The organism is Micromonospora sp. NPDC049203 (genome assembly GCF_043197215.1).
Classification (GTDB): domain Bacteria; phylum Actinomycetota; class Actinomycetes; order Mycobacteriales; family Micromonosporaceae; genus Micromonospora.
Window position 1 is genome coordinate 1 of sequence record NZ_JBICSV010000008.1, and the last position, 25,350, is coordinate 25,350.

The following is a 25,350-nucleotide window of genomic DNA, read 5'->3' on the forward strand; positions in this document are numbered from 1 at the left end:
CCCGCCCCCCCCCCCCCCCCCGCGCGCGCCCCCCCCCCGGCCGCGCCGCGCCCCCCCCGGGGCGGGGGCGGGGGGGGGGGGGCCCCCCCCCCCGCCCCGCCCGGCGCCCCCCCCCCCCCCCCCCCCCCCCCCCCCCCCCCCCGGGACCGGGTCAGTGCGGGGAGTCCAGGATGACCAGGATTGACGACGTCGCCCGACTGGCCGGGGTGTCCACGGCCACCGTCTCCCGGGCGCTGCGCGGCCTGCCGACGGTCTCGGCCGCGACCCGCCGCCGGGTGCTCGCCGCCGCCGAACAGCTCCAGTACGCGGTGTCGCCCAGCGCGAGCCGGCTGGCCGGTGGCCGGACCGGCACGGTGGCGGTGGTGGTGCCCCGGATCACCAGATGGTTCTTCGGCACCGTGGTCGAGGCGGTCGAGGAGTTCCTCCAGGACAGCGGCTACGACCTGCTGCTCTACAACCTCGGCGGCCGGGAACGGACCCGCCAGCGGGTGCTGCGCACGGCCAGCCTGCACAAACGCGTGGACGCGATCATCCTGGTCGCCACGCCGCTGCGGGCGGCCGACGTGCACACGCTGACGAAGCTGGGCCTGCCGGGCGTGACGATCAGCTCCGGCGGCCAGGTGCCCGGGTGGCCCTGTGTCCGGATCGACGACGTGGCCGCCGCCCGGACCGCCACCCGCCACCTGCTCGACCTCGGCCACACCAGGATCGCGCACATCTCCGGCGACCCGGACGACGAACTGGCCTTCACCACCCACCTGGACCGGCGGCGCGGCTACCAGGAGGCGCTGCGGGCCGCCGGGCTGCGACCCGACCCGAGCCTCGACGTCGAGTCCCGGTTCACCATCGACGGGGGCGCCCGGGCCACGGCGGAGCTGCTGGCCCGGGGCGAGCCGCCGACTGCCATCTTCGCCGCCTGCGACGAGATGGCGATGGGTGCGATCACCGCGCTGCGCGACGCCGGGCTTCGGGTGCCGCAGGACGTGAGCGTGATGGGCATCGACGACCACGACGTGGCCGGCGTGCTCGGCCTGAGCACCATCGCCCAGCCCGCCGCCGACCAGGGAGTGCTCGCCGCCCGCATCCTGCTCGACCCGCTGGGGGTGCGGGTCACCGAGCCGTACCCCGGCCTGGTGCCCACGCCGCGCGGCGCCGACACGGGCGACGGGACGCCGCCCCCGGTGATCCTGCCCACTCGCCTGGTGGTGCGCGAATCGACGGCGCCGCCCCGGGCACACTGAATAACTCGCTCGTCCCGCACCACCCAGACAGGAGTAAGGCGCTGAACACCGACGCGACGCAGCAGGCCCCGGGCACCGGCTGGTGGACCGAGGCGGTCATCTACCAGGTCTACCCGCGCTCGTTCGCCGACTCCGACGGCGACGGGATCGGCGACCTGCCGGGCATCACGTCCCGGCTCGACCACCTCGCCGAGCTGGGAGTCGACGCGGTCTGGCTGTCCCCGTTCTACCCGTCTCCGCAGGCCGACGCCGGGTACGACGTGTCCGACTACCGCGACGTCGACCCGCTGTTCGGCACGCTCGCCGACGCCGACAAGCTGATCGCCGAGGCGAAGTCCCGCGGGCTGCGGGTGATCGTCGACCTGGTGCCCAACCACACCTCCTCCGCGCACCGCTGGTTCACCGAGGCCGTCGCCGCCGCGCCGGGCAGCCCGGAACGGCAGCGCTACGTGATCCGCGACGGCAAGGGCCCGGACGGCGCCGAGCCGCCGAACGACTGGGTGAGCGTGTTCGGCGGCCCCGCCTGGACGCGGCTGCCCGACGGACAGTGGTACCTGCACCTGTTCGACGCGGGCCAGCCCGACCTCAACTGGGACAACCCGGAGGTGCGCGCCGAGTTCCTCGACGTGCTGCGCTTCTGGCTGGACCGGGGCGTGGACGGCTTCCGGGTGGACGTGGCGCACGGCCTGATCAAGCAGGCCGACCTGGCCGACTGGCAGGAGCCGCAGGAGATCCTCTCCGGCAGCGAGGTGGACAAGCCGCGCCCGCCCATGTGGGACCAGGACGGCGTGCACGAGATCTACCGGGAGTGGCGGCGGGTGCTCGACTCGTACCCCGGTGAGCGGATCCTCGTCGCCGAGGCGTGGGTGGAGCCGGCCGAGCGGCTGGCCCGGTACGTGCGCCCGGACGAGATGCACCAGGCGTTCAACTTCGAGTACCTGATGGCCGCCTGGACCGCACCGGCCCAGTACGCGGTGATCACCCGTTCGCTGGAGGCCACCGACTCGGTCGGCGCTCCCACCACCTGGGTGCTGTCCAACCACGACGTGGTCCGGCACGCCTCCCGGCTCGGCCTCGGCAGCGGCGGCGGCCGGGCCAACGGCGTCGGCGTGGACGACCCGCAGCCGGACGCCGCGCTGGGCCTGCGCCGGGCCCGCGCGGCCAGCCTGCTGATGCTCGCGCTGCCCGGTTCCGCCTACCTCTACCAGGGTGAGGAGCTGGGGCTGCCGGAGCACACCACGCTGCCCGACGAGGCCCGGCAGGACCCGACCTGGAAGCGCAGCGGGCACACCGAGCGCGGCCGGGACGGCTGCCGGGTGCCGATCCCGTGGGAGGCCGACGCCCCGTCGTACGGCTTCGGGCCGACCGACGCGAGCTGGCTGCCCCAGCCGCCCGTGTGGGCCGAGTACGCGCTGGACCGGCAGCGCGGCGTGCCCGGCTCGACGTACGAGCTGTACCGGACCGCGCTGCGGCTGCGCCGCGAGCACGCGCTGGCCCGGGGACCGCTGCGGTTCCTGTCCTCCGGCGACGAGGTGCTCACGTTCACGAACGGCGACGTCACTGTGCTCACCAACTTCGGCGCGGACGCGGCGCCGTTGCCGGCCGGCGCCGAGGTGCTGGTGTCGAGCGCGCCGCTGGACGGCGACGTGGTGCCGACCGACGTGACGGTCTGGTTCCGGGTGTAAGGAAGGGCCCCTTATTAACGCCTGCGGTAGAGGAAGGGCCCCTTGTTAACGAGGGGCCCTTCCTCCTTCCAAGCGTTCGGCGCGGGCGTGCAGCAGGTCGTGCACCTGCGCGATGTCCCGGGGCGAGGTACGCGCGGCCAGCCAGTACATGATCCCGGTCGGGATGAAGAAGAGCTGGAACGCGGCCAGCCCGACGGCGTAGTTCAGCGGCGGCGGGAAGGCCGCCCGCAGCCCGGCGAACGCCACCCCGACCAGCCCGTTGCCGGCCGCCCGGCCGACGCCGTTCACCAGGTTGCCCAGGCTGTAGACGGTGCCCCGGTGCTCGGGCGGGTTGACGTCGGCGATCAACGCGAACCAGTTCGGCGAGTTCGCCGACGTCAGCGCCAGCGCCACCACCGCGGTGAGCAGGCTCAGCCCCACCGACGGCTCGGTCAGCACGCTGGCGAGCACGGCCGTCACCACCGCGCCGGCACCGGCGCCGTCCGGCACGTCGATCCGGATCGGCACGAAGAACAGGACCAGGTAGAACGGCAGCGCCGCGAGGATGCCCACGGCCGCGACCATGGCCCGGCCACTGGGCGTACGCCGTTGCAGCGCGTCGCCCACCAGGCCACCCACGATGGACAGCACGCCGCCGAGCTGGAACAGGGTGGCGAAGACGCTGCCCACCACCACTGCCGTCGCGGGCGAGTAGCCCTGCGCCTCGGCCCGCTGGCTGAACAGCACCGGCAGCCAGACCAGCGAGCCGAACGCGGCCTGCGCGGTCAGCCCCTGCAGGATCAGCCAGCGGTTGGTCCGGCGGCCCAGGATCCGGGGCAGGTCGGCGCGGCTGATCCGGTAGTCGTACTCGTTCCCGGCGTCGATCGCCCCGGCCAGCTCCGGTTCGCTCTGCCCGCGCCGGATGTCGTAGGTGAACAGGTACGCCACCGTGGCGGCCAGGCCCACGCCGGTCAGCAGCAGGAACGGCCGCCGCCAGTCGGTCGCGCCGAGCAGGCCGCCGAGCAGCGTCCCGGCCAGCGTGCCGACGCCCTGAGACAGCCCCCAGAAACTCATCACCAGGCCGCGACGGCGCGGCGAGATCAGGTCGGTGACCACCGAGAAACCGACAGACCCCACCGCGCCCAGGCCGACAGCGCCGACGAACTGCGCGGCCAGGAATGTCGCGTACCCTCCGGCGAGCGCGCTGCCCCCGGTGCCGGCGGCCCAGAGCAGCGTGCCGACCATGAGCAGCGGCTTGCGGTTGGTGCGGTCGCCGACGTACGCCCAGCCCACCGCCGCCACCGCGCTGACCAGGAAGCTGACGGCGGTGACCAGGCCGAGCATCCGCTGGGGCACGTCGAGGGCGGTGGAGATCGGCCCGTACAGCGGGGGCACCAGGCCGATCGCCACGTTGTCCAGCGAGGCGAGCACCACGAAGACCACGACGCTGTAGAACCGGTGTGCCGTGTTCCCGCGCCGGGAGATCCTGGTGCCCTTCATGCAGGGCAGCCAATCAGGTGCGGGCCGGATCCGGGACACCGCCCCCGGCCGGCGCGCGTGTTAAGAAGGGGCCCCTCCTCTACCGCAGGCGTTAAGAAGGGGCCCTTCCTTACCCCCGGGCGTGGGCGTAGCGCTCGCGGATGGCGGGGACCGCCTCACCCGTGTACTCCTCGGTGTCGCCGATCGACCAGGCGGGCGGGGTGTCGCCACCCAGCGCCACCCAGGCGGCCTGCCGGGCCGCGCCGTCCGCCACGTACTCGCCCGGCGGCGGCACCACCACCGGGCGGCCGAAGACCTGCGGCGCGATCCGGCGTACCGCGGCGGACCGGGCGCCGCCGCCGACCAGGATGATCCGGTCGGCGCGGGCACCCTGCGCGATCAGCGCGTCCAGGCCGTCGGCCAGCCCGCAGAGCATGCCTTCGACCGCGGCCCGGGCCAGGTGCGCCGGGGTCGACGTGCGCAGCGTCAGGCCCTTCAGCTCGCCGGTGGCGTGCGGCCGGTCCGGCGTCCGCTCCCCCTCCAGGTACGGCACCAGCACCAGCCCGTCCGCGCCGGGCGGGGCGGACAGGGCCAGCTCGCCGAGCGTGTCGAGGTCGACGCCGAGCAGGGTCGCGGTGGCGTCCAGCACCCGGGCCGCGTTGAGCGTGCACACCAGCGGCAGGAACCGGCCGGTGGCGTCGGCGAACCCGGCCACCGCGCCGCTGGAGTCGGCGGCCGGGGTGTCGGCCACCGCGAAGACGGTGCCGGAGGTGCCGATCGAGACGACCACGTCGCCCGGTCCGGCGCCGGCGCCGAGCGCCGCGGCGGCGTTGTCCCCGGTGCCGGGGCCGAGGAGCACCGGGCCGCCGCCTCCGGACGGACCGGCCGCGCCGTCGCCGAGCACCGCCGGGTCCAGGTGCCCGGCCACCTCGGCCGGGCCGAGCACGACCGGCACCTCCGGGCGGCGGCCGAACGCCCGTTCCAGCAGGTCCAGCCGGTACTCGCCGGTGCGCGGCGACCAGTAGCCGGTGCCGCTGGCGTCGCCCCGGTCGGTGCGCAGCGCGTCCAGGCCCTGAGCGCCGGCGAGCCGCCAGGTGAGCCAGTCGTGCGGCAGGCAGACGGCGGCGACCCGGTCGGCGTTGTCCGGCTCGTGCCGGGCCAGCCAGCGCAGCTTCGTCGCGGTGAAGCTGGCCACCGGCACCGCGCCGGTCGCCTCGGCCCAGAACCGGCGGCCGGTCTCCCCGCCGCCGGCCTCCTCGACCAGGTCCCGGGCCGCGTCGGCGGACCGGGTGTCGTTCCACAGCAGCGCAGGTCGGACCACCTCACCGGAGGTGTCCAGGCAGACCATGCCGTGCTGCTGGCCGCCGACCGAGACGGCTGCCACGTCGGCCAGGCCGCCGGCCTCGGCCACCGCCGCCCGCAGGGCCTCCCACCAGGCGTACGGGTCGACCTCGGTGCCGGGCGGGTGCGGCGCGCGGCCCTGCCGGACCAGCGCGCCGGTCTCCGCGTCCCGGACGACCACCTTGCAGGACTGGGTCGACGAGTCGACCCCCGCGACGAGCGGCATGGCGGCCCGCCTCAGCGCGCGCCGAGCACGTGCTCGACGGCGAGCTGGTTGAGCCGGACGAAGCCGAAGCCCTTCGCCCCGGTGGCCTCCGGGTCGAACTCCTCGAACGCGGTCCGGTCGGCCAGCAGCTCGCGGTAGCCCTCGCCGGGGTTGAGCGTCGGGGTGGCCAGCTCGGCCACCCGGGCGGTGGCGAGCGCCTCGATCACCTCCGGGTCGGCGCGGAAGGCCGCGGCCCGCTCCTTGAGCAGCAGGTACGTGCGCATGTTCGCCTCGGCGGAGGCCCACACGCCGGTCATGTCCTCGGTGCGGGACGGCTTGTAGTCGAAGTGACGCGGGCCGTCGTAGGCCGGGCCGCCGTTCGGGCCGCCGTGCTCCAGCAGGTCGACCAGGGCGAACGCGTTGAGCAGGTCGCCGTGGCCGAAGACGAGGTCCTGGTCGTACTTGATGCCGCGCTGGCCGTTGAGGTCGATGTGGAACAGCTTGCCCTGCCAGAGCGCCTGGGCGATGCCGTGGGCGAAGTTCAGCCCGGCCATCTGCTCGTGGCCGACCTCCGGGTTGAGCCCGACCATCTCCGGGCGGGCCAGGGTGGAGATGAAGCCGAGCGCGTGGCCGACGGTGGGCAGCAGGATGTCGCCACGCGGCTCGTTCGGCTTGGGCTCCAGGGCGAAGCGCAGGTCGTAGCCGTTGTCGACGACGTACTCGCAGAGCAGGTCGACGGCCTCGCGGTAGCGGTCCAGCGCGGCCTGGACGTCCTTCGCGACGTCGTACTCGGCGCCCTCCCGGCCGCCCCACATGACGAAGGTCTTCGCGCCCATCTCGGCGGCCAGGTCGATGTTGCGCAGCACCTTGCGCAGCGCGTACCGGCGTACGTCGCGGTCGTTGCTGGTGAAGCCGCCGTCCTTGAACACCGGGTGGTTGAACAGGTTGGTGGTGACCATCGGCACGACCAGGCCGGTCTCGTCGAGCGCCTTGCGGAAGCGGCTCAGCCGGGCGTCGCGGGTGGCCGCGTCCGCGCCGAACGGGACCAGGTCGTCGTCGTGGAAGGTGATGCCGTACGCGCCCAGCTCGGCGAGCCGGTGCACCGCCTCGACGGCGTCCAGCTCGGGCCGGGTGGCGTCGCCGAACGGGTCACGGGCGGGCCAGCCCACCGTCCAGAGGCCGAAGGAGAACTTGTCCGCGGGGGTGGGGCGGGGTGCCATGGCAGACCTCCAGGTGGTGGCGTCTTCCGCGATTTGTTCAGCGGTTGAATTAAATGGCGGCGATGTGGCAGTGTCAAGAGGTGACAAGCACCAGCACCGCCGGGGCGGTCCGGCAGGGCAGCCTGCGCGAGTTGAACCTCGCGGTGGTGCTCCGGCGGATCGCCGCCGCCGATCGACCGCCCTCGCGCGCCGGGATCGCCGCCGACACCGGCCTGACCCGGGCGACCGTCTCCGCAGTCGTGGACGACCTCATCGCGGGCCGGCTGGTCGCCGAGGCGGAGCCGGAGCCGCGTACCGGGGCGGGCCGCCCGGCCCGGGGCCTGGTGCTCGCCTCCGACGGCCCGGCCGGGCTCGGCCTGGAGGTGAACGTCGACTACCTGGCGGCCTGCGTCGTCGACCTGACCGGCGCCGTCCGGCACCACCTGGTCCGCCGCGCCGACCTGCGCCCGGTCTCCCCCGCTGACGCGCTCGCCCGGCTCGCCGCGCTGGCCGCCGAGGCGCGCGCCGCCGCCGTACGCGACGGGTTGACCCTGGCCGGCGCGGCGCTCGCCGTGCCGGGCCTGGTGGGCGACGGCGGCCTGGTCCGGCTCGCGCCGAACCTGGGCTGGCGGGACGTGGACGTGCCGGCGCTGCTCGCCGGGCACCCGCTGGCCGAGCCGGTCGACGGCGTGCCGCCGCTGGTGGTCGACAACGAGGCCAACCTGGCGGCGCTCGGCGAGCTGTATGCCGGCCCGGCCGGCCCGCGCAGCTTCCTGCACGTCACCGGCGAGATCGGCATCGGCGCCGGCATCGTGCTCGACGGCTCGCTCTACCGGGGCGCACGCGGCTGGAGCGGAGAGATCGGTCACTTCCCGGTGCAGCCGCAGGGGCGCCCGTGCCGCTGCGGTGGCCAGGGTTGCCTGGAGCGGTACGCGGGCCAGGAGGCGATCCTGGCCGCCGCCGGGCTGCCCGGCGCGGAACTGCCTGCCGACACCGCCGCCGCCCGGCTCGCCGACCTGGCCGGGGCCGGCGACGCGGCCACGCTGACCGCCCTGACCGACGCCGGCGCCGCCCTCGGAATCGCGGTGGCGGGCGTGGTGAACCTGCTGGATCTGGACACCGTGGTGCTCGGGGGCGGATATGCCCGGCTCGCGCCCTGGCTGCGGCCGCCGGTGGAGGCGGAGGTCTCCCGGCGGGTGCTCACCGCCGCCTGGGCGCCGGTGACGGTACGCCCGGCCGTGCTCGGGGCGCAGTCGGCGGCGGTCGGCGGGGCCGGCTCGGTGGTGCGCCGGATCGTCGACCGGCCGGTGGGATGGCTGGCACGGGCCGCCTGACCTCGGATGATCCTGGACGGGCATTCCGTGCCCGCGCTCGGTACGCTTGCCGCCAGGCAACGTGTCCACGAGCGAGGGGTGCACCGACAGCATGCGCAGGGGTCGACCGACCGAAGCGCCCGGCCACCGGAGGTGACCGCCGCGCGCCGGGGCGGTGTCGCGGGGCCGGTCAGCGGCGGCGGACACACCCCGCGGAGACGGCCCCGGCGGCTTGCCGAGGCCGCGCTCCCGGCTGACGGCCGTCTGGCCCGGGAGCTGCTGGACGGGCTCGCCGAGGCGGTCGTGACTATCGACCACGCCGGCGTGGTCACGCTCGTCAACGCGATGGCCACCGACCTGCTCCCCGAGGTGACGCCCGGCGTCGACCTGGCCGCGTGCCGGGTGCCGGCCCTGGCCGACGCGGCGGTCGCCGGGTCGGACGCGTTCGAGACCGAACACCACGGCCGGCGGCTGCGCGGCCTGCGGCGCCCCCTGGCCGACGACCGCAACGCCTGGTACGTCCGCGACGTCACCGAGGAACACGCGCGCACCGACGCGCTGCTCGCCGAACGGTCCCGCACCGCGTTCCTCGCCGAGGCGGGCAGCCGGCTCGGGCTGTCCCTGCACCGGGAGCAGACGCTGCGTACCGCGGTGACGCTGCCGGTGCCCTACCTGGCCGACGCCGCCGTGGTGGTGCACCGCCCGCCGCCGCCCGCCGAGGACCAACCCCACTGGATCCGGTACGCCACCGGCGACCCCGGCCCGGTCACCGGCCTGGCCGGCTGGCCCACCGTGGAGTCCGTGCCCGGCCTGGTCGAGGCGCTCGAAGGCGACCTCACCGAACCGAGTCCCTGGCTGGACGCCGAACTGGCCGACCTGGCCGAGGTGCTGCCCGCCGGGTTCGGCCGCCCCGGCACCGTGCTGATCAGCCCGATGCCCAGCGCCGGTGGTCCGGCCGGCGCGCTGGTGCTGGCCCGCCGCCCGGAGCGGGCCGGTTTCGACAAGCGTGAGATCGCCCTGGCCCGGGAGTTCGCCGGCCGGGCCGGCGCCGCGCTGGCCGCCGCCGAGCTGTACGGCGAGCAGGCCCACCTGGCCCGGGTGCTGCAGAACAGCCTGCTCCCGCCGGAGCTGCCCCGCCTGCCCGGGATGACGCTCGCCGGTGGTTATCGCGCCGCCGGTGACAGCCTGCGCATCGGCGGCGACTTCTACGACCTGTTCCCCACCGGCGAGGGCGGCCTGTTCGCGCTCGGCGACGTCTGCGGCAAGGGCGTCGGCGCGGCGGTGCTGACCGGACGGGTGCGGCAGTCGTTGCAGACCCTGCGCCTGGTCGAGCAGCGCCCCCGGGAGCTGCTGGAGCTGCTCAACCGGGCGCTGCTGGACGCCCCCGACGCGGCCCGCCGGGCCCAGTTCACCACGCTCCTGCTCGGCGCGCTGCGCCGCGAACCCGACGGCGGGCTGCTGGTCCGGCTCGCAGGTGGCGGGCACCCCTCACCGCTCGTCGTCCGTGTCGGCGGCGAGGTCGAGACGGTCCGGGTGGGCGGCATGCCGGTGGGCGCGCTCACCGATGCCCGGTTCGCCGGCACCGAGGTACGGCTGGCGCCGGGCGACCTGCTGCTGGCGTACACCGACGGGGTGACCGAGGCCCGTGGCGGCCCGACCGAGCCGGCCATGTTCGGCGACGCCCGGTTGCGGCAGGCCCTCGCCACCGGTGCCGGGCTTCCGCCCGCCGCGCTCGTCGAGCGAGTGCTCCAGCTCGTCGACGAGTGGCTGGACGGGCAACCGCACGACGACATCGCCATGCTGGCCGTGGCGGCCGGGTGAGCGCCGAGCGCCGGATCGGGCCGGAGGCGCTCACCGCGTACCTCGATCATCTGGACGCCGCCGACCGGGCCGGTGCGGTGGCACTGGCGCGCGGCCTGCTGGCCGACGGCTTCTCGGTCGCGGACGTCCTGGTCGACCTGGTCGCGGTGGCGCAGCGGGAGATCGGCCGGCGCTGGCTGGCCGGGTCGTGGAGCGTCGCCCAGGAACACGCCGCCACCCACGTCAGCGAGCAGGTGGTGGACGCGGTGAGCGCGACGATCGGCGCACCGCGACGCGGGCACGTCGTGATGGCCTGCGTCGAGGGCGAGTGGCACGCGCTGGCCGCCCGCATCGTCGCCGAGGTGGTCCGGGCGGCTGGCTGGCGGGTGACGTTCCTCGGTGCCAGCGTGCCGGCCCGGCACCTGGTCACCTACCTGCACCAGACCGGCCCGGACGCGGTGCTGCTGAGCTGCGTGCAGCCGAACCGGCTGGTCCGGGCGGCACGGATGGTGGAGGCCAGCCGCGCGGCCGGGGTGCCGGTGCTCGCCGGTGGCCCCGGCTTCGGTCCGGAGGGCCGCTGGGCCACCACGATCGGCGCGGCGGCCTGGGGCGCCAGCGCGCGGGACGCGGTCACGCTGCTGGACCGGCCACGCTCGGCCGCGGACACCGGTGCGCCGCCGCCCCCGCCCGACGACTCGTACGTGGCGGTGCTGCACCGGCGGCGTAAGCTGGTCCGGCTCGCCCTGTCCACTGTGAACCCACCACAGGAGACCGCCGAGGACGTCGCCGCCGGCATCGCGCACCTGGTGGACGCGCTGATCGCGGCGGTACGGGTGGACGACGACCGGCTGCTGCGCGACTTCGTCGGGTGGCAGGAGGAGGCGCTCACGTCCCGGGGCGGCGGGGCGCTGCTGGACGAGGTGCTCGACACGCTGGAACGGGCGCTGACCGAGCATCCCCGGGTGGCGGCGCGGTTGCGGGCCGCCCGCGAGGGCACGCCGGGCGGTTCCGCCCGCGCCGGCTGAGTCAGGCGGTACGGGCGACGGGTGGCTCGCCGGACGGCCGGCCCGGGTCGCCGATCCGTTCCCCGGAGGGTTGCAGCATCGGCCAGCCGTCCGCCACCGTGGCCTCCCCGCGCCGGCCCACCTCGTCGAACTCGCGCATGCCGCGCACCAGCGCGAGCCGGCCCTCCGGGCTCATCCCCGCCAGGATCCGCTCCAGCCGGTGCCGCCGGTCGGCGCGCAGCTCGGCGAGGAGCCGGATGGCGGCGGGCGTGAGGTGCAGGGAGATCTCCCGCCGGTCGTAGCGGCCCGGCTCGCGTTCCAGCATCCCGGCCGCGACCAGCCGGTCGCACAGCCGGCTGGCGGAGGAGAGCAACATGTCGGTGAGCGTGGCGAGCCGGCGGAGGTTGATGCCGTCATACTGCTCGACGACCATGATCGCGCGTAGTTGGGCACTCGACAGCCGGCTGGTGGTGCGTTCCCGGGCCGCCTCCCAGACGGCGAGCAAGGTGCCTGCCGCCTCGTCCAGGGCGGCGGACATACTCGTTTCAGGTCCCCGGGGACCGCGCTCTTCGGTCATGGTGGGCCCGAGACTACTCCCCGGACCTGCCCGGCGACCTGTGCAAAGGAGCAAAGATGAGCGGAGCGGAGGGCCACGCGCGCCGGGCCCTGACCGAGGCACCGACGGATCTCATCGTGGACCGCCTCGCCGCCGAGCTGGCGCGTACGTACGGCGTCACCCGCACCGCGCTCTACCAAGTCGACTACCGGCTCGCCGAGCTGCTGCCGCTGGACGACGGACCGTCGCTCACCGGGCCGGGTCACCCGGCCTGGCGGGCCTTCGACCACCAGGAGCCGGTGTTCGCCGACGGCGTCGGCTGGTTCCCGGTGGGCATGCGCGGCGAACGCCGGGGCGTGCTCCAGGTGTCGCCGGTGCCCGCCGACCCGCACGCCCGCCGGGAGCTGGGCACCATCGCCACGGTGCTCGGCCACGAGCTGAGCGCGGTCATGGCGACGACCGACATCTACCGCACGGCCCGGCGCAGCCGGCGTCTGACACTGGCCGCCGAGATGCAGTGGGAGCTGCTGCCCGGGCGCAGCCGGATCCGGCCGTCGTTCAGCCTGGCCGGGCAGTTGGAGCCGGCGTACGCGGTGCGCGGGGACAGCTTCGACTGGTCCGACGACGGTCACCGGCTCTGGCTGGCGGTGCTGAACGGCTACGGCGAGGGGGTGGCCGCCGCACTGCTCGCCTCGCTGGCCACGTACGCGTTGCGCAACGCGCGCCGGGCCGGGCTGGACCTGGCCGACCAGGCCGCGCTGGCCGACCAGGCCATCTACGCCCAGCACCGGGGTGAACAGCACGTCTCCGTGCTCCTGGTGGAGCTGGACCTGGCCACCGGCGAGATGACTGTGGTCGACGCCGGTTCGCCCCGGCTGCTGCGCCTGCGGGGCGGCGAGGTGACCGAGCAGGAGCTGGACAACCAGTTCCCGCTCGGCATGTTCGAGGGCACCGACTACCGGCCGCAGCGCTTCCGGCTGGAGCGCGGCGACCGGCTCTTCGTGGTCAGTGACGGCGTCATCGACGCCACCACCGAGCAGGTGCGCTACGGCGAGGCGGCGCTGGACCGGTTCCTGCGCCGGACCGGGCCGATGGAGCCGCTGGACGCGGTCCGGTCGCTGATCGGCGACCTGCGGGCCTTCGTCGCCGGTGACCTGGTGGACGACGCGGTGGTGGTCTGCCTGGACTGGCTGGGGCCGCAGCCCTGACCGGCCCTCTCAGTACGCGCCGCGGCTGTTGAGCACCGCGCCGAACGTCTTCCAGAGGATGGTCAGGTCGGCGGCCAGCGACCAGTTCTCCACGTAGTACAGGTCGAGCCGGATGCCGTCCTCCCAGCTCAGGTCCGACCGGCCGCTGACCTGCCAGAGGCCGGTCATGCCGGGCTTGACCAGCAGCCGGCGTGCCACGTCACCGTCGTAGCGGGCCACCTCGGAGGGCAGCGGCGGGCGCGGACCGACAAGGCTCATCTGGCCGAGCAGCACGTTTGCGAGCTGGGGCAGCTCGTCCAGCGACCACTTGCGTAGCAGCCGGCCGACCCGGGTGACGCGCGGGTCGTCGCGCATCTTGAACATCAGGCCGTCGGTCTCGTTGCGCGCGGCCAGCTCGGCGAGCAGGGCGTCGGCGTTCACCACCATGGTGCGGAACTTGAAGACGCCGAACTCCTCGCCGCCCTGGCCGACGCGGGTCTGGCGGAACAGCACCGGGCCACGGCTGTCGATCTTGATGGCGAGCGCTATCACCACCAGCAGCGGCGCCAGGATGAGCAGGGCGATCAGCGAGATCGACCGGTCGACGAAGCCCTTGACGAGCTTGCGGGTGCCGCGGAACTCCGGCGCCTCGACGTGGATCAGCGGCAGGCCGGCGACCGGACGGGTGTGGATGCGGGGACCGGCCACGTCGGTGAGCGCCGGCGCCACCACCAGGTCGACGCCGGTGCCCTCCAGTTGCCAGCCCAGGCGGCGCAGCCGGGTCGCGGTCAGCTCGCCGGAGGCGGTGACCGCGACGGTGTCGGCGCCGATCGCGGTGGCCGCCTCCGGGATGCCCCGGAAGCTGCCGACCACCGGCACGTCGCCCAGCCGCTGCGGCACCGGGGCGAGCAGCGCGTCCGGGATGCACGCGCCGACCACCTGGTAGCCGGCGTACGGTTCCCGGCGCAGCGTGTGCACCAGCTCCAGCACGTGCGCGGTGTCGCCCACCACGAGCACCTTGCGGGACCAGCCGGCGCCCCGGTCGCGGGCCCGGTGCAGCCGCTTGCGGGCCGCGAACCGGGCCACCTCCAGGCCGACCGTGCCGACCGCGAAGGAGATGGCCAGGAAGCCCCGGGAGACGCCGACGTCGGCGATGTAGCCGGCGATGGCGATGCCGCCGGCGAGTCGCATGCTGGCCGCGCTGACCCGGCGGTACTCGTCGGCGCCGTAGCCGAGCACCTGGTCGTCGTAGCACCGCATCGCCTTGAGCGAGACGAGCCACACCAGCAGGAGCACCGGGGCGACCACCACGTACGGGATCTCGGACCCGGTCGGCTCCTCGTCGCCGAACCGGGCCAGGTAGCCCACCAGGATGGCCACGGCGAGCACGGCGGTGTCCAGCACCACCAGGACCCGGATGTAGGCCCGCTCCGCAGCCCGCGTCGTCTTGCCCGGGCGTTCACCACCGGGTCGCGACGACGTGGCAGGGGTCAACAGCGTCGCCGAGGTCACCGGCCCTCCCCACTTCGCTCAGGACCGCCTCGTCCCCGCCCGGCTCCGATGTGGAGCCCGCGCGGTCGAGGCACCCGGTCATCATGCCTGGACAATTATGGTTACCGATTGATTCGGACGCATTACCGTCAGTTCTCATCCCGGGTCTTGACCGGGAAGTCTTCCGCCGTACCGGAAATCCGGTACGGCGGAAGACTAGCGCTGAGCTTCAGGTCAGCGGGGGGCGGGCGGGCGGAGCGCGATCGCCCGGAGGAAGATCTCGCCGATCTTGCTGGGGTCGGTGGTGACGAAGGCGCCGCCGCCGGTGACCTTGGTGATCGACTCCAGCTCGGCCCGGTTCACCTCGGTGCCGATGCCGATGATGATGACCTGCACCGGCTGCTCGTCGTCCTGCAGCTTGGTCAACTGGTCCAGCAGCGCCTTCTGCGAGATGCCGTTGTCGTCCTCGTTCTTGCCGTCGGTGAACAGCACGATCGAGTTGACCTTGCCCGGCTCCCAGTCCTGCTGCACCTTCTTGTACGCCGCGAGCATGGTGTCGTACAGGCCGGTGTTGCCGTTGGAGGGCTTGATCGAGGCCAGGCCACGCTGCAACGCCCCCCGGTTGCTGGACAACGGCTTTATCCCGACCAGCTCGCTCCAGTCCTGCGAGCCCTCCAGGTTGGTGGAGAACGTCCAGAGGCCGATCGACCAGGAATCGTCGAACAAGCCGAGTCCCTGGCTCGCGGCGGCCACCGTGACCTGCTCCCGGCTGGCGCCGTTCGCGGTCGCGACCGGCTTCTTCATCGAACCGGAGACGTCGATGACGCAGAGCATCCGGCCCGACTGGGTGGCCACCGACCAGGTCGTGGTGGCGGTCGAGATGGCGCCGGGGTCGAGGTCGGCCGCGCCGCCCTGACCCGACGGCGGCACCTGGCGCGCGCCGCCGTTGGCCGGGCTCGGCGCGCCGGTCGGCGCCTGGAAACCCCGCCCCCAGTTGCCGTCCGGCGCGCGCAGCGCCTGGGAGGCCAGCCGGTCCTTGAACCCCGGGGTACGCAGCACCTCGAACAGCACCTTGGCGGCGGACGCCTTGGTCGGCTCGATGCCGGGCAGCACCGCGAACGGGTAGTCCAGCGAGATCGGCGGCGGCTCCAGGTACAGCGCGGCCAGCCGGATCGGCGGCTTGGTGCTGTTGTAGGCGATCACGTCCTCCTCGGACAACGCCGCCGCGCCGAGGGCGTTGGCGATCGCCGTCGGGTCCGACGAGCGCGGGAACCGTGCGAGGAGGTCCTGCCGCAGCGAGGAACGGTTGGTGGCCAGCGCCCGCAGCGCGCCGACCATCGCCTCCTGCGCCTTCGGCGAGCCGGACTCGCCGGTGGAGCTGGCCGCCGCGGTCAGCGACAGCAGACCGGACAGGCCGGCCGCGTCCTGGGTCGGCTCGACGATCCCGGCGCGCAGCGGCTTGCTGGCGGTGACCTGGGTCAGCAGGTCGGACCAGCGGAGCTGCTTGTCCGGCCACCCTATGCGCGAGGCCACCGGCTCGGGCAGCGCCACCACGACCGGGCTGCGCGCGATCGAGGCGCCGTTCATCGGCGCGAACGCGCTGGCCCCGCCACTCTTGAGCCGCACCAGCCAGGTCGAGGAGTCCGGCACCCAGACGTCAGGGGTGACGGCGGTGCCGCTGGCCTGCCCGACACCGGCGAGCGTGGCGCCGTGCTTGCTCGCCACGGCGGCGGCCACCTCGACCGACTCGGCGGAGGAGACGTTCACCGCGATGCAGGTGCCGCCCACCGCCGCGCCGTCGGAGACCCACTGGTCGGCGGCGGCACGCACCGCGGGGGCGATCTCCGGGGCGGTCGCCACCGACAGCTCGATCCGGCCCGAACAGTTCGGGCCGGCCAGCTGCTGGTAGCCGAACCAGGAGCCGGCTACGACGGCGACCAGGGCGGCCGCCACGGCGGCGGCACCTGCTCCGCGGAGGTGAGAACGCATGCGATGGCGGCCAGACACGGTGACCATCTTGCGTACCTCGTGGGGTTACCACCACAACCGTTCGGACGAAAGTTACGCAGCAGAAACAGTTGATCAGCTAACTCATACGGTAAGTTACTGGTCAGTTATTTAAGGTGAAGTCAGTCCACTTCGGACCACCTTTGCGTGACCGTCCGGTCACGGCAGGACGCATGTCGGGCTGGCCACCGGCACCGGCTCCCCCACCGGCTCGGGCACCCCGCCGTCCGGATCGACACGGAAGATCCTGATCATGTCGGCCCGCTCGTCGGCCACGTACAGGTGCTCCCCGGCGAACGCGAAGTGCCGGGGCCACTCGCCGCCGGTGTCCACCTCGGCCACCAGCTCCGGCGCGGCGCCGTCGAGCGCGAAGACCGCGACGGTGCCCACACCTCGGTTGCCCACGTAGAGGAAACGCCCGCCCGGCCCGACGGCCACCTCGGAGGGCTGCACGTGCCCGGTCCGGCCGCTGGCGTCGACCCGGGTGCGCTGCCGCGGCCCGTCCGGCGTCAGCTCGTACGCGGTGACAGTGGCGTCCAGCTCACCGACCAGCCAGCAGCGCCGCCCGTCCGGGTGCCGGGCCAGGTGCCGGGGCCCGGTGCCGGGCGCCGTCCGCACCCGGGGCTCCCGCTCGGCCAGCCGGCCGGTGGCGGCGTCGAGGTCGTACCGGTAGACGGAGTCGGTGCCCAGGTCGACGGCGAGCAGGCCGTCGCCGGCCGGGTCCGGCGAGACCATGTGGCAGTGCGCCTGCTCCTGCCGCTGCGGGTCGGCGCCGTGGCCGGAGTGCCGGACCAGATCGGTGCGCTCCCCGGGCACGCCGTCGGCGTCCAGGCCGAACACCGCGACGCTGCCGCCGCCGTAGTTCGCCACGAACAGGTGCCGCCCGTCCGGGGCGACCGCCAGGTGGCACGGCTCCGCGCCACCCGTCTCGCGTACGCCCAGCGGCGTGAGGTCGCCGTCCGGGGCCACCCGGAACGCGCTCACCAGCCCGTCCGGCAGCTCGTTGCACCCGTACAGCACCGGCAGCGCCGGATGCCGCACCAGGAACGACGGCGACGGGGTGACAGCCACGACACCCAGCGGGGTCAGTTCCCCGGTCGCCCGGTCCCGCCGGGCCGCCACGACGCCCTCGGCCCGCCCGCCCGTCTGCGCCGTGTAGCCGCCGATGTGGACGATCTCGTCCTGCCCGGTCACCGCTCCCACCTTCCGTCGGTCCTGTCTCCGCAGATCCAACCAGAGGCTTCCCGTTCCGGCGGCCGATCAGTCCCGTGACCGCCGGCGGGATTCGCGGCGGGCCGCTCAGCCCACCGGCACCGGCTCGCCGCGCTGCCGCGCCACGTGCTCGACGAGCGAGATCAGCACCAGCTTGCCGGACTGCCGGTCCCGGGCGTCGCAGAGCACCAGCGGGACGTCCGGGTCCAGGTCCAGGGCGTCGCGGACCGCCTCCAGCCCGAACCGGCGGGAACCCTCGAAGCAGTTGACGCCCACCACGAACGGGATGCCCCGCTGCTCGAAGTAGTCGATCGAGGGGAAGCAGTCGGCCAGCCGACGGGTGTCGGCGAGCACCACCGCGCCGAGCGCGCCGAACGCCAGCTCGTCCCAGAGGAACCAGAACCGGTCCTGCCCCGGGGTGCCGAACAGATAGACCTGGAGGTCGTCGTTGATGGTGATCCGGCCGAAGTCCATCGCCACGGTCGTGGTCGACTTCTGCTCGACCCCGGACACGTCGTCGGTGCCGAGCCCCGCCCCGGTCAGGACCTCCTCGGTCTGCAACGGCCGGACCTCACTCAACGCGCTCACCAGCGTCGTCTTACCGGCGCCGAAGCCACCGGCGATGAGGATCTTCAAAGCCAGCGGCACTCGCGGCGCCTCCGGCTCCCGGTCAAAGCGCACGGAGTCCACTGACCACCGCCTTGAGGATGTTGTCGTCGGGCAGGTACGCGGTGGCCGGTGGCCGGTGCACCGCGACGAGCCCCTGGGCGAGAAGGTCGCCGAGCAGCACCCGGACCACACCCACGGCGAGGTCCAGGTCGGCGGCGAGGTCGGCCACGGCCTTCGGCCGCCGGGCCAGCTCGGTCAGGCGGCGGTGCTCCGGCTGGAGACCGGGCCGCCCGGCCGGGTCCGCGCCGGGGGTGGCGAGCACGAACGCCAACAGGTCGAAGCCGTCGACCGGCGGGCGCACACGCCCCCCGGTGAGCGTGTACGGGCGCACCACCGGGCCGGCGTCGGAGTCCAGCCACTCGTGCTGCGGCCCGGGCGACTCAGCGCGCATCGGCCCGCTCCCCCGCCGCCCGGCTCGGCGCGGCCAGGTTCTCCCCGACCCGGATGACGAGCATCGCCATCTCGTACGCCACCAGGCCGATGTCGGCGTCGGCGTCGCTGGCCACCGCCAGGCAGGCACCCTGCCCGGCGGCGGTCACGAACAGGTAGGCCGACTCCATCTCCACCACTGTCTGACGGACCGCGCCGCCGCCCAGGTGCCGGGTGGCGCCCTTGGCCAGGCCGGAGAAGCCGGACGCCAGCGCGCACAGGTGTTCCGCGTCGGTGCGGTCCTGGTCGGTGGAGGCGCCGAGCAGGAGCCCGTCCGCCGAGAGCACCACCGCCTGGCGGGCGGCGGGGACACGCTCCACCAGGTCGTCGAGCAGCCAGTCGAGATCGGCGTTCTGCCGCGTCGTGTGCACCACTAGGCGTCCCTCTCAGTCGCGGTTCGTTGGTCCGGCGCCGGCGGGGCGGGCTCCACAGGCGGCCCCACGGTGGTGGACGGCGTACCGGTGTCGCGCGTCTCGGTGCTGGGGGTGGCCGGGCTGGTCCCGGCGCCGCGCGAGCCGTCCCGGCGTCCGCGCGCGGTGCCGGCCTGCAACGCGGACATGGCCCGGCGGGCCTCCTCCGGGGTGCGGTGGGCCGGGGTGTCGGCGACCGCGGCGCGGGGCCGCGCCGTCGCGCCGCGCCGCCGGATCCGGCGGGGCAGGCCGTCGTCGTCGGCGGGTGGCTCCACCGTCGAGGCGCGCGCCGACTGCAACGACACCACTGTGCTCTCCGACCGGTCCCGGCCGGAACGGCCCGGACGGCCCGGCCGGGGCACAGTGGTCAGCCGGGTCACCTTGGCCAGGCGCCGCCGTTCCGGCCCGGCGGAGGCGTCCGCGCCCACCGGCGGCTCGTCGGTGATCAGTGCCGACGGTACGAACACCGCGGCGACGATCCCGGCCGGGCGGGACGGCCGCAGCTCCACCCGTACGCCGTGCCTGGCGGCCAGGCGTGCCACCACGAACAGCCCCAGCCGGGCGCTGCCGGACGGGTCGAACTCCGGCGGCTCGGCCAGCTTGCGGTTGGCCTCGGCCAGGGCCGGGGCGGACATGCCCAGTCCCCGGTCGGTGATCTCGATGGTGTAGCCGCCCGGGACGCTCCGGCCGGTGACGTCCACCCGGGTGCCGGGCGGGGAGAACGCGGTGGCGTTCTCGATCAGCTCGGCGAGCAGGTGGATCACGTCGCCGACGGCCCGGCCCAGCACCCCGGCCGTCGCCACCTCACCCACGTCGACCCGGTCGTACGCCTCGACCTCGGAGATCGCGCCGCGCATCACGTCGACAGCGGCGACCGGCCGCCGCCAGCCTCGTCCGGGCGCGGCCCCGGCCAGGATGACCAGGTCCTCGGCGTGCCGCCGCAGCCGCGTCGCCAGGTGGTCGACCTGGAACAGCCCGGCCAGCTCGTCCGGGTCCTCGGTACGCCGTTCCAGCCGGTCCAGCAGCGCCAGCTGCCGGTGCACCAGTCCCTGGCTGCGCCGGGCGAGGTTGAGGATCACCTCGTTGAAGCCGCGGCGCAGCGTCACCTCGTCGACGGCGGCGCGGACAGCGGTCCGGCGCACCTCGTTGAACGCGCGTGCCACCTGGCCGATCTCGTCGCCGCCGTGGTCCAGCTCGGGCGCCTCCCGGGCCACGTCGACCTCCTCGCCCCGGCGCAGCCGCGCCACGACGTCGGGCAGCCGGCGTTCGGCCACCTCGGTCGCGGCGGCGCGTACGCCGGTCAGCCGCTGTGCCAGCGACCGGCCGACCCGCCACGCCACCAGCACGCACACCACGATCGCGATCAGGCCCAGCACCCCGGCGAGGGCGAGCTGGACGAGGATCCGGGTGGCCATCGGCACCGAGCGTTCGGCGAGCCCGTCCGCGCCACCCAGCTCGAAGTCGCGCAGGCTCTGCCACACCTCGGCGTGACTGGTGTCCCACGCCCGCATGTCGAACCGGGCGGGCAGCGCCGGCGAGCGGATCAGGCTGTCCTGGAGCGCGCGCAGCCTGCCGAACCCGGCGCCCTCGATCATCCGCTGGTACGCGGCCCGCTCCCCGGACGGCAGCTCGGCCACCGCGATCTCGGCCAGGAAGCGCTGGTTCTCGATCGTACGCACCAGTTGCTCGTGCTCGCCGTCGCCGTACCGTCCGGCGGTGACGGCGCCGGCCAGCAGCGCGTCGGCCTGTCCGAGCAGCTCCCGGGAACGGCCCAGCGAGGTGAGCGCCGTGGCCTCCCGGTTGAGCTGCGCGTCGGGCAGCGCCGCCATCGCGCCGAACGCCTGGAACGCCGAGCCGATCATCCCGCTGTAGAGGCCGACGGCGCCGGCCCGGTCCACCGTCCGGTCGTCGATGAACGAGCGCCCCGCGGGCAGCGCGTCGAGCGCCGAGACCAGGTGGTCGAGCCGGTTGTCGAGCTGGGCGTCGGCGACGTCGCGCAGGTCCTCGCCGTCGACCTTGCGGCGCAGCTCGACGATCGCGTCGTCGGTGCGTACCCGCTGTTCGACCAGCTCGGGGAGGGCGCTGTCACCGGCGAGCTGGACCACCGACAGCCGCCGTTCCCGTTGCAGCTCCGCCACCACGGTCTCGCCCGGACGGCCCAGGTCGTAGAGGAGGGTACGCGCGGAGAGCAGGTCGAGCGCGGGCCCGAAGGTGAGCGTGGTGGCGAAGATCCACAAGGCCAGCAGCCCGGTCACCGGGCCGATGACCAGCGCGGTCAGCTTGGCGCGGATCGGCCAGTCACGGGTGTTCAATCAGACCTCGCCCGGGAAGGTGTCGCTCGGTGGCGCCGGCAGCGGCCGTCACGTTCGCCGGCCACGACGCCGGGCCCCGGCCCGGACGCCTTGGGCAGGATACGTAATCCGGGGCGGATGCACTACCGGCCGTCTCGGCTCTCACTACGGTCCGAGACGGGCACGACGGGCGCAGTCGGACACCGGCCCGGCACCGGACGGGCGGTCGCGACACCGCACCTTTTTCCGGCCCGGGGCGGAAAGTGCCGCACAACGGGATTGGCGATCACCCGCACGAGGGAATACCAGCGTGCGAAGGAGGAGCCATGTCGTCCACCCAGGTAGTCGTCATAGTCATCGTCATCGCCGTCATCGCCGCGCTCGTCGCGGTCGCCGTGGTCGCCAGCCGCCGCCGGGCGCTCCGGGAGCGCTTCGGCCCCGAGTACGACCGGGCCGTCGCCGAGCAGGACAGCCGCAGCGCCGCCGAGCGCGAGCTGCGGGAACGGGAGCGCCGGCACGCCGAGCTGGAGCTGACCCCACTGAGCCCGGAGTCCCGGGCCCGTTACGCCGCTGCCTGGGAGGAACTCCAGGTGCGCTTCGTCGACTCCCCCGCGGAGACCGTCGGCGAGGCCGACGAGCTGGTCAGCCGTCTGATCGCCGAGCGCGGATACCCCACCGGGGACTTCTCGGACCAGATCGCCCACCTCTCCGTCGAGCACGCCCGCACCCTCACCCACTACCGCGACGCCCACGAGATCCGGCAGCGCAACGAGCGCGGTGAGGCAGGCACCGAGGACCTCCGGCAGGCGCTGGTGCACTACCGGGCCCTCTTCGCCGACCTGCTCGGCGAGGACCCGGTGCCCACCTCCACGCAGCAGCCGGAGCAGCGCCACCCCGACCACGACCACGACCACGACGTCCCGAGCCGCTGAGGAGGCCGCCCCATGCGCCAGGAGGAACAGCAGGTCACGCAGGACCACCCCGAGGCCGTCCGGTCCGCACCGGTGCCGGTCCCGCAGCCGGGCGAGCACGCCCACGCCGACGCCGACCGCCGCGACACCGACCGGGCCGACGTGCCCGAGGACGCGCTGGACGACCGGGGCACCTTCGACGACCCGGCGGTCGCCACCGAGCGGAGCGACACGGACGTCGACGAGCGGCACGACGCCGAGGTCGACGAGACCCGCGCCTACGACGCCGGGGAGCTGCGCGACGCGGCCGACCGGACCGACGACGGGCGCGCCCCGTACCACGACCCGGCGCCGCTGCCGACGGCGTTCGGCGCGGCGACCGTGGGCGACGCGGTCGCCGCCTCGGCCCTGGCCGGCGGTCGTCCGCAGGACGAGCGCGACGCGCGCGACGAGGACACGGCAGCACCGGGCGACGGCGCACCCGGTCAGACCGACCCGCTGGACGACGAGCGGGCCGACCCGACCGCCGGGGACCGCCTGCACGACCGCGACCGCTGGGACGCCGAGCACTCCGGCGCCACCGACCACGACGTGGACGGCGACGGCCGGGAGGACCGCACCGGGGACCACGCGGTCCGGGACGACCGCACGGTGGACGGCGTCGTCCGGGACGACGCGGTCGCCGACGGCGCGGTCGGGTACGGCAGCGCCGAGCCGGGCCTGGTCGACCCGGACGCCGAGCCCGTGCCCGCCGGATCCGGCGACGCCGACCGGCAGCACGACCGGGTGGACACCACCACCGCGGCAGCGGCCGGTGCCGCCGGCGCGGCCCTGGGCGGCGCGGAGCGGCCCACGCCCGGCGCGGTACCGGCCGACGCGGCGACGCTGTTCGCCCCGGAGGCCGCCCAGGGCTTCCGGGACCGCTGGCGCGACGTGCAACTGCGCTTCGTGGACGACCCGCGCGCGGCGGTCGGCGAGGCGGAGTCACTCGTCGAGGAGGCGATCGAGGCGCTCTCCACGGCCCTGCGTGAGCAGCGCACCCGGCTCGGCACCTGGCAGGAGTCCGGCTCGACGGACACCGAGCAGCTCCGGATGGCCGTGCGTGGCTACCGCGACTTCCTGGACCGCGTGCTGGGCCGCTGACCCATCACCGCGAAGCCCCGGCCGGTGACCCGGCCGGGGCTTCGCGCATGTCCGGACCGAACAGCGGGTATGAAACCTCGCAATCGGGGTACGTGCGGGCAGCGGTGCGCACGAGGGGAGCACGGGCATGGGCGGCGGCGGCCTGCGGTTGAACATGAACGCGCTGGACTATCTGATCCTGGCGCTCTATTTCGTCACGGTGCTCGGCGTCGGTTTCGCCGCCCGGCGCGCGATCCGCACCAGCGTGGACTTCTTCCTCTCCGGCCGCTCGCTGCCCGCCTGGGTCACCGGGCTGGCGTTCGTCTCGGCGAACCTGGGCGCGCTGGAGATCATCGGCATGGCCGCCAACGGCGCCCAGTACGGCATCATGACAGTGCACTACTACTGGATCGGCGCCGTGCCGGCGATGGTCTTCCTCGGCATCGTGATGATGCCGTTCTACTACGGCTCGAAGGTCCGCAGCGTCCCCGAGTACCTGCGGCTGCGCTTCAACCGCCCCACCCACCTGCTCAACGCGATCAGCTTCGCGGTCGCGCAGGTGCTCATCGCGGGCGTGAACCTCTACGCGCTGGCCCTGATCATGCAGGCGCTGCTCGGCTGGCCGCTCTGGTTCGCGATCATCGTCGGCGCGGTGATCGTGCTGGCGTACATCACCATCGGCGGGCTCTCCGGCGCGATCTACAACGAGGTGCTCCAGTTCTTCGTGATCGTCGCCGGCCTGGTGCCGATCACGGTGATCGGCCTGGTCAAGGTCGGCGGCGTCAGCGGCCTGATGGACGCGGTCCGCGACTCCCGGCTCGGCGAGGCCGGGCTGCACGCCTGGGAGGGCACCGGCAGCACCGCCAACCCGCTCGGCGCGCACTGGCTGGGCATCGTGTTCGGCCTCGGCTTCGTGCTCTCCTTCGGCTACTGGACCACCAACTTCGCCGAGGTGCAGCGCGCCCTGTCCGCCCGGAACATGAGCGCCGCCCGGCGTACGCCGATCATCGCCGCGTACCCGAAGCTGCTCATCCCGGCCGTCACCGTGATCCCCGGCCTGATCGCCCTGGTCACTGTCAAGGGGCTGGGTGCCGACGAGGGCGACCTGGTCTACAACAACGCGATCCCGCTGCTCATGCGCGACCTGCTGCCCAACGGCGTGCTCGGCATCGCGGTCACCGGCCTGGTCGCCTCGTTCATGGCCGGCATGGCCGCGAACGTCAGCGGGTTCAACACCGTCTTCACGTACGACATCTGGCAGGCGTACTTCCGGCGGGACGAGCCGGACGAGCACTACGTGAAGGTGGGCCGCCTCGCCACCGTCGGCGCGGTCGTGATCGGCATCGGCACCGCCTTCATCGCGGCCGGGTTCAGCAACATCATGAACTACATCCAGGCGCTGTTCTCGGTCTTCAACGCCCCGCTGTTCGGCACGTTCATCATCGGCATGTTCTGGCGGCGGATGACGCCGCTGGCCGGCTTCTGGTCGCTGCTGTCCGGCACCGTCGTCGCCACCGCCACGTACCTGCTCTACAAGGGCGGCGTGATCAGCTTCAACTCCGACCTGGAGGAGAGCTTCTGGGGCGCGGGCCTGGCCTTCGCCACCGTCGCGGTGGTGGCCGCGATCGTCACGCCGCTGACCCGGCCGAAGGCCGACCAGGAGCTGACCGGGCTCGTGTACGGCCTCAGCGACACCACGCTCGCCGACGACTCGCTGGCCGGCGACGCCGCCTGGTACCGCTCCCCGGTGCTGCTCGGCGTCGTCGCCGTGATCCTCGCCGCCCTGTTCTACATCCCGGTCTTCTAAGGAGGGGACGCA

General features: G+C 74.3%; 20 protein-coding genes. 9 read left to right on the forward strand and 11 right to left on the reverse strand.

Annotated features, from left to right (window positions below):
* Nucleotides 1-170: 170 nt before the first annotated feature.
* Nucleotides 171-1,241, forward strand: coding sequence for a LacI family DNA-binding transcriptional regulator (locus tag ACGFIA_RS21340; RefSeq protein ID WP_357386187.1), 1,071 nt, complete (start codon nt 171-173; stop codon nt 1,239-1,241).
* A gap of 41 nt (nt 1,242-1,282) precedes the next feature.
* Nucleotides 1,283-2,926, forward strand: coding sequence for a glycoside hydrolase family 13 protein (locus tag ACGFIA_RS21345; protein ID WP_357386368.1), 1,644 nt, complete (start codon nt 1,283-1,285; stop codon nt 2,924-2,926).
* Nucleotides 2,927-2,971: 45 nt separating this feature from the next.
* Here the strand turns inward: ACGFIA_RS21345 and ACGFIA_RS21350 are convergent, their stop codons facing one another.
* From ACGFIA_RS21350 to xylA, 3 genes are all read right to left on the reverse strand, one after another.
* Nucleotides 2,972-4,405, reverse strand: a complete 1,434-nt coding sequence (locus tag ACGFIA_RS21350; protein ID WP_393261610.1) for an MFS transporter — start codon at nt 4,403-4,405, stop codon at nt 2,972-2,974.
* A gap of 109 nt (nt 4,406-4,514) precedes the next feature.
* Complete coding sequence (gene xylB, locus ACGFIA_RS21355; protein WP_393261613.1) at nt 4,515-5,951, reverse strand: xylulokinase; 1,437 nt, start codon at nt 5,949-5,951, stop codon at nt 4,515-4,517.
* A gap of 11 nt (nt 5,952-5,962) precedes the next feature.
* The gene (gene xylA / locus ACGFIA_RS21360; protein WP_357473537.1) at nt 5,963-7,150 is read right to left on the reverse strand and encodes a xylose isomerase; all 1,188 of its coding nucleotides are present in this window, start codon (nt 7,148-7,150) and stop codon (nt 5,963-5,965) included.
* 53 nt (nt 7,151-7,203) lie between these two features.
* Here xylA and ACGFIA_RS21365 point away from each other — a divergent pair, with 53 nt between their 5' ends.
* The 3 genes from ACGFIA_RS21365 to ACGFIA_RS21375 all read left to right on the forward strand — a co-directional run bounded on the left by ACGFIA_RS21365 (nt 7,204) and on the right by ACGFIA_RS21375 (nt 11,267).
* Nucleotides 7,204-8,463 (forward strand): ROK family protein, encoded by a 1,260-nt coding sequence (locus tag ACGFIA_RS21365; RefSeq protein WP_357473540.1) that lies wholly within the window; start codon nt 7,204-7,206, stop codon nt 8,461-8,463.
* 78 nt (nt 8,464-8,541) lie between these two features.
* Nucleotides 8,542-10,263 (forward strand): PP2C family protein-serine/threonine phosphatase, encoded by a 1,722-nt coding sequence (locus tag ACGFIA_RS21370; protein ID WP_357473543.1) that lies wholly within the window; start codon nt 8,542-8,544, stop codon nt 10,261-10,263.
* Entirely contained in the window at nt 10,260-11,267 is a 1,008-nt protein-coding gene (locus ACGFIA_RS21375; protein WP_393261618.1) for a B12-binding domain-containing protein, read from the forward strand. Before ACGFIA_RS21370 ends, ACGFIA_RS21375 begins: the two co-directional genes overlap by 4 nt.
* A 1-nt stretch (nt 11,268) precedes the next feature.
* Here the strand turns inward: ACGFIA_RS21375 and ACGFIA_RS21380 are convergent, their stop codons facing one another.
* Entirely contained in the window at nt 11,269-11,784 is a 516-nt protein-coding gene (locus tag ACGFIA_RS21380; protein ID WP_357473549.1) for a MarR family transcriptional regulator, read from the reverse strand.
* A gap of 95 nt (nt 11,785-11,879) precedes the next feature.
* Here ACGFIA_RS21380 and ACGFIA_RS21385 point away from each other — a divergent pair, with 95 nt between their 5' ends.
* Nucleotides 11,880-13,010 carry a PP2C family protein-serine/threonine phosphatase gene (locus ACGFIA_RS21385; RefSeq protein WP_357473552.1) on the forward strand — a complete coding sequence of 377 codons (1,131 nt, stop codon included), beginning with the start codon at nt 11,880-11,882 and terminating at the stop codon, nt 13,008-13,010.
* 9 nt (nt 13,011-13,019) lie between these two features.
* Here the strand turns inward: ACGFIA_RS21385 and ACGFIA_RS21390 are convergent, their stop codons facing one another.
* From ACGFIA_RS21390 to ACGFIA_RS21420, 7 genes are all read right to left on the reverse strand, one after another.
* Complete coding sequence (locus ACGFIA_RS21390) at nt 13,020-14,501, reverse strand: sugar transferase (protein WP_357473555.1); 1,482 nt, start codon at nt 14,499-14,501, stop codon at nt 13,020-13,022.
* 213 nt (nt 14,502-14,714) lie between these two features.
* Nucleotides 14,715-16,469 carry a VWA domain-containing protein gene (locus ACGFIA_RS21395; RefSeq protein ID WP_357386168.1) on the reverse strand — a complete coding sequence of 585 codons (1,755 nt, stop codon included), beginning with the start codon at nt 16,467-16,469 and terminating at the stop codon, nt 14,715-14,717.
* A gap of 177 nt (nt 16,470-16,646) precedes the next feature.
* Nucleotides 16,647-17,681, reverse strand: coding sequence for a lactonase family protein (locus ACGFIA_RS21400; protein ID WP_357473557.1), 1,035 nt, complete (start codon nt 17,679-17,681; stop codon nt 16,647-16,649).
* Between the two features lie 105 nt (nt 17,682-17,786).
* Entirely contained in the window at nt 17,787-18,389 is a 603-nt protein-coding gene (locus tag ACGFIA_RS21405; protein WP_357386164.1) for an ATP/GTP-binding protein, read from the reverse strand.
* Nucleotides 18,370-18,759, reverse strand: a complete 390-nt coding sequence (locus ACGFIA_RS21410) for a DUF742 domain-containing protein (RefSeq protein ID WP_357386162.1) — start codon at nt 18,757-18,759, stop codon at nt 18,370-18,372. The genes ACGFIA_RS21405 and ACGFIA_RS21410 overlap by 20 nt, the downstream gene beginning before the upstream one ends.
* Entirely contained in the window at nt 18,749-19,171 is a 423-nt protein-coding gene (locus ACGFIA_RS21415) for a roadblock/LC7 domain-containing protein (protein ID WP_354871081.1), read from the reverse strand. The genes ACGFIA_RS21410 and ACGFIA_RS21415 overlap by 11 nt, the downstream gene beginning before the upstream one ends.
* A complete protein-coding gene (locus tag ACGFIA_RS21420; RefSeq protein WP_357386158.1) occupies nt 19,171-21,519 on the reverse strand; it encodes a nitrate- and nitrite sensing domain-containing protein in 2,349 nt (782 codons plus the stop codon). The genes ACGFIA_RS21415 and ACGFIA_RS21420 overlap by 1 nt, the downstream gene beginning before the upstream one ends.
* Before the next feature lie 305 nt (nt 21,520-21,824).
* Between ACGFIA_RS21420 and ACGFIA_RS21425 the strand changes: the two genes are divergently transcribed.
* From ACGFIA_RS21425 to ACGFIA_RS21435, 3 genes are all read left to right on the forward strand, one after another.
* On the forward strand, nt 21,825-22,430 hold the full coding sequence (locus ACGFIA_RS21425; RefSeq protein WP_393261625.1) for a hypothetical protein: 606 nt from the start codon (nt 21,825-21,827) through the stop codon (nt 22,428-22,430).
* A gap of 12 nt (nt 22,431-22,442) precedes the next feature.
* The gene (locus ACGFIA_RS21430) at nt 22,443-23,552 is read left to right on the forward strand and encodes a hypothetical protein (protein ID WP_393261628.1); all 1,110 of its coding nucleotides are present in this window, start codon (nt 22,443-22,445) and stop codon (nt 23,550-23,552) included.
* Between the two features lie 127 nt (nt 23,553-23,679).
* A complete protein-coding gene (locus ACGFIA_RS21435; protein ID WP_357386152.1) occupies nt 23,680-25,338 on the forward strand; it encodes a sodium:solute symporter family protein in 1,659 nt (552 codons plus the stop codon).
* Nucleotides 25,339-25,350 lie beyond the last annotated feature (12 nt).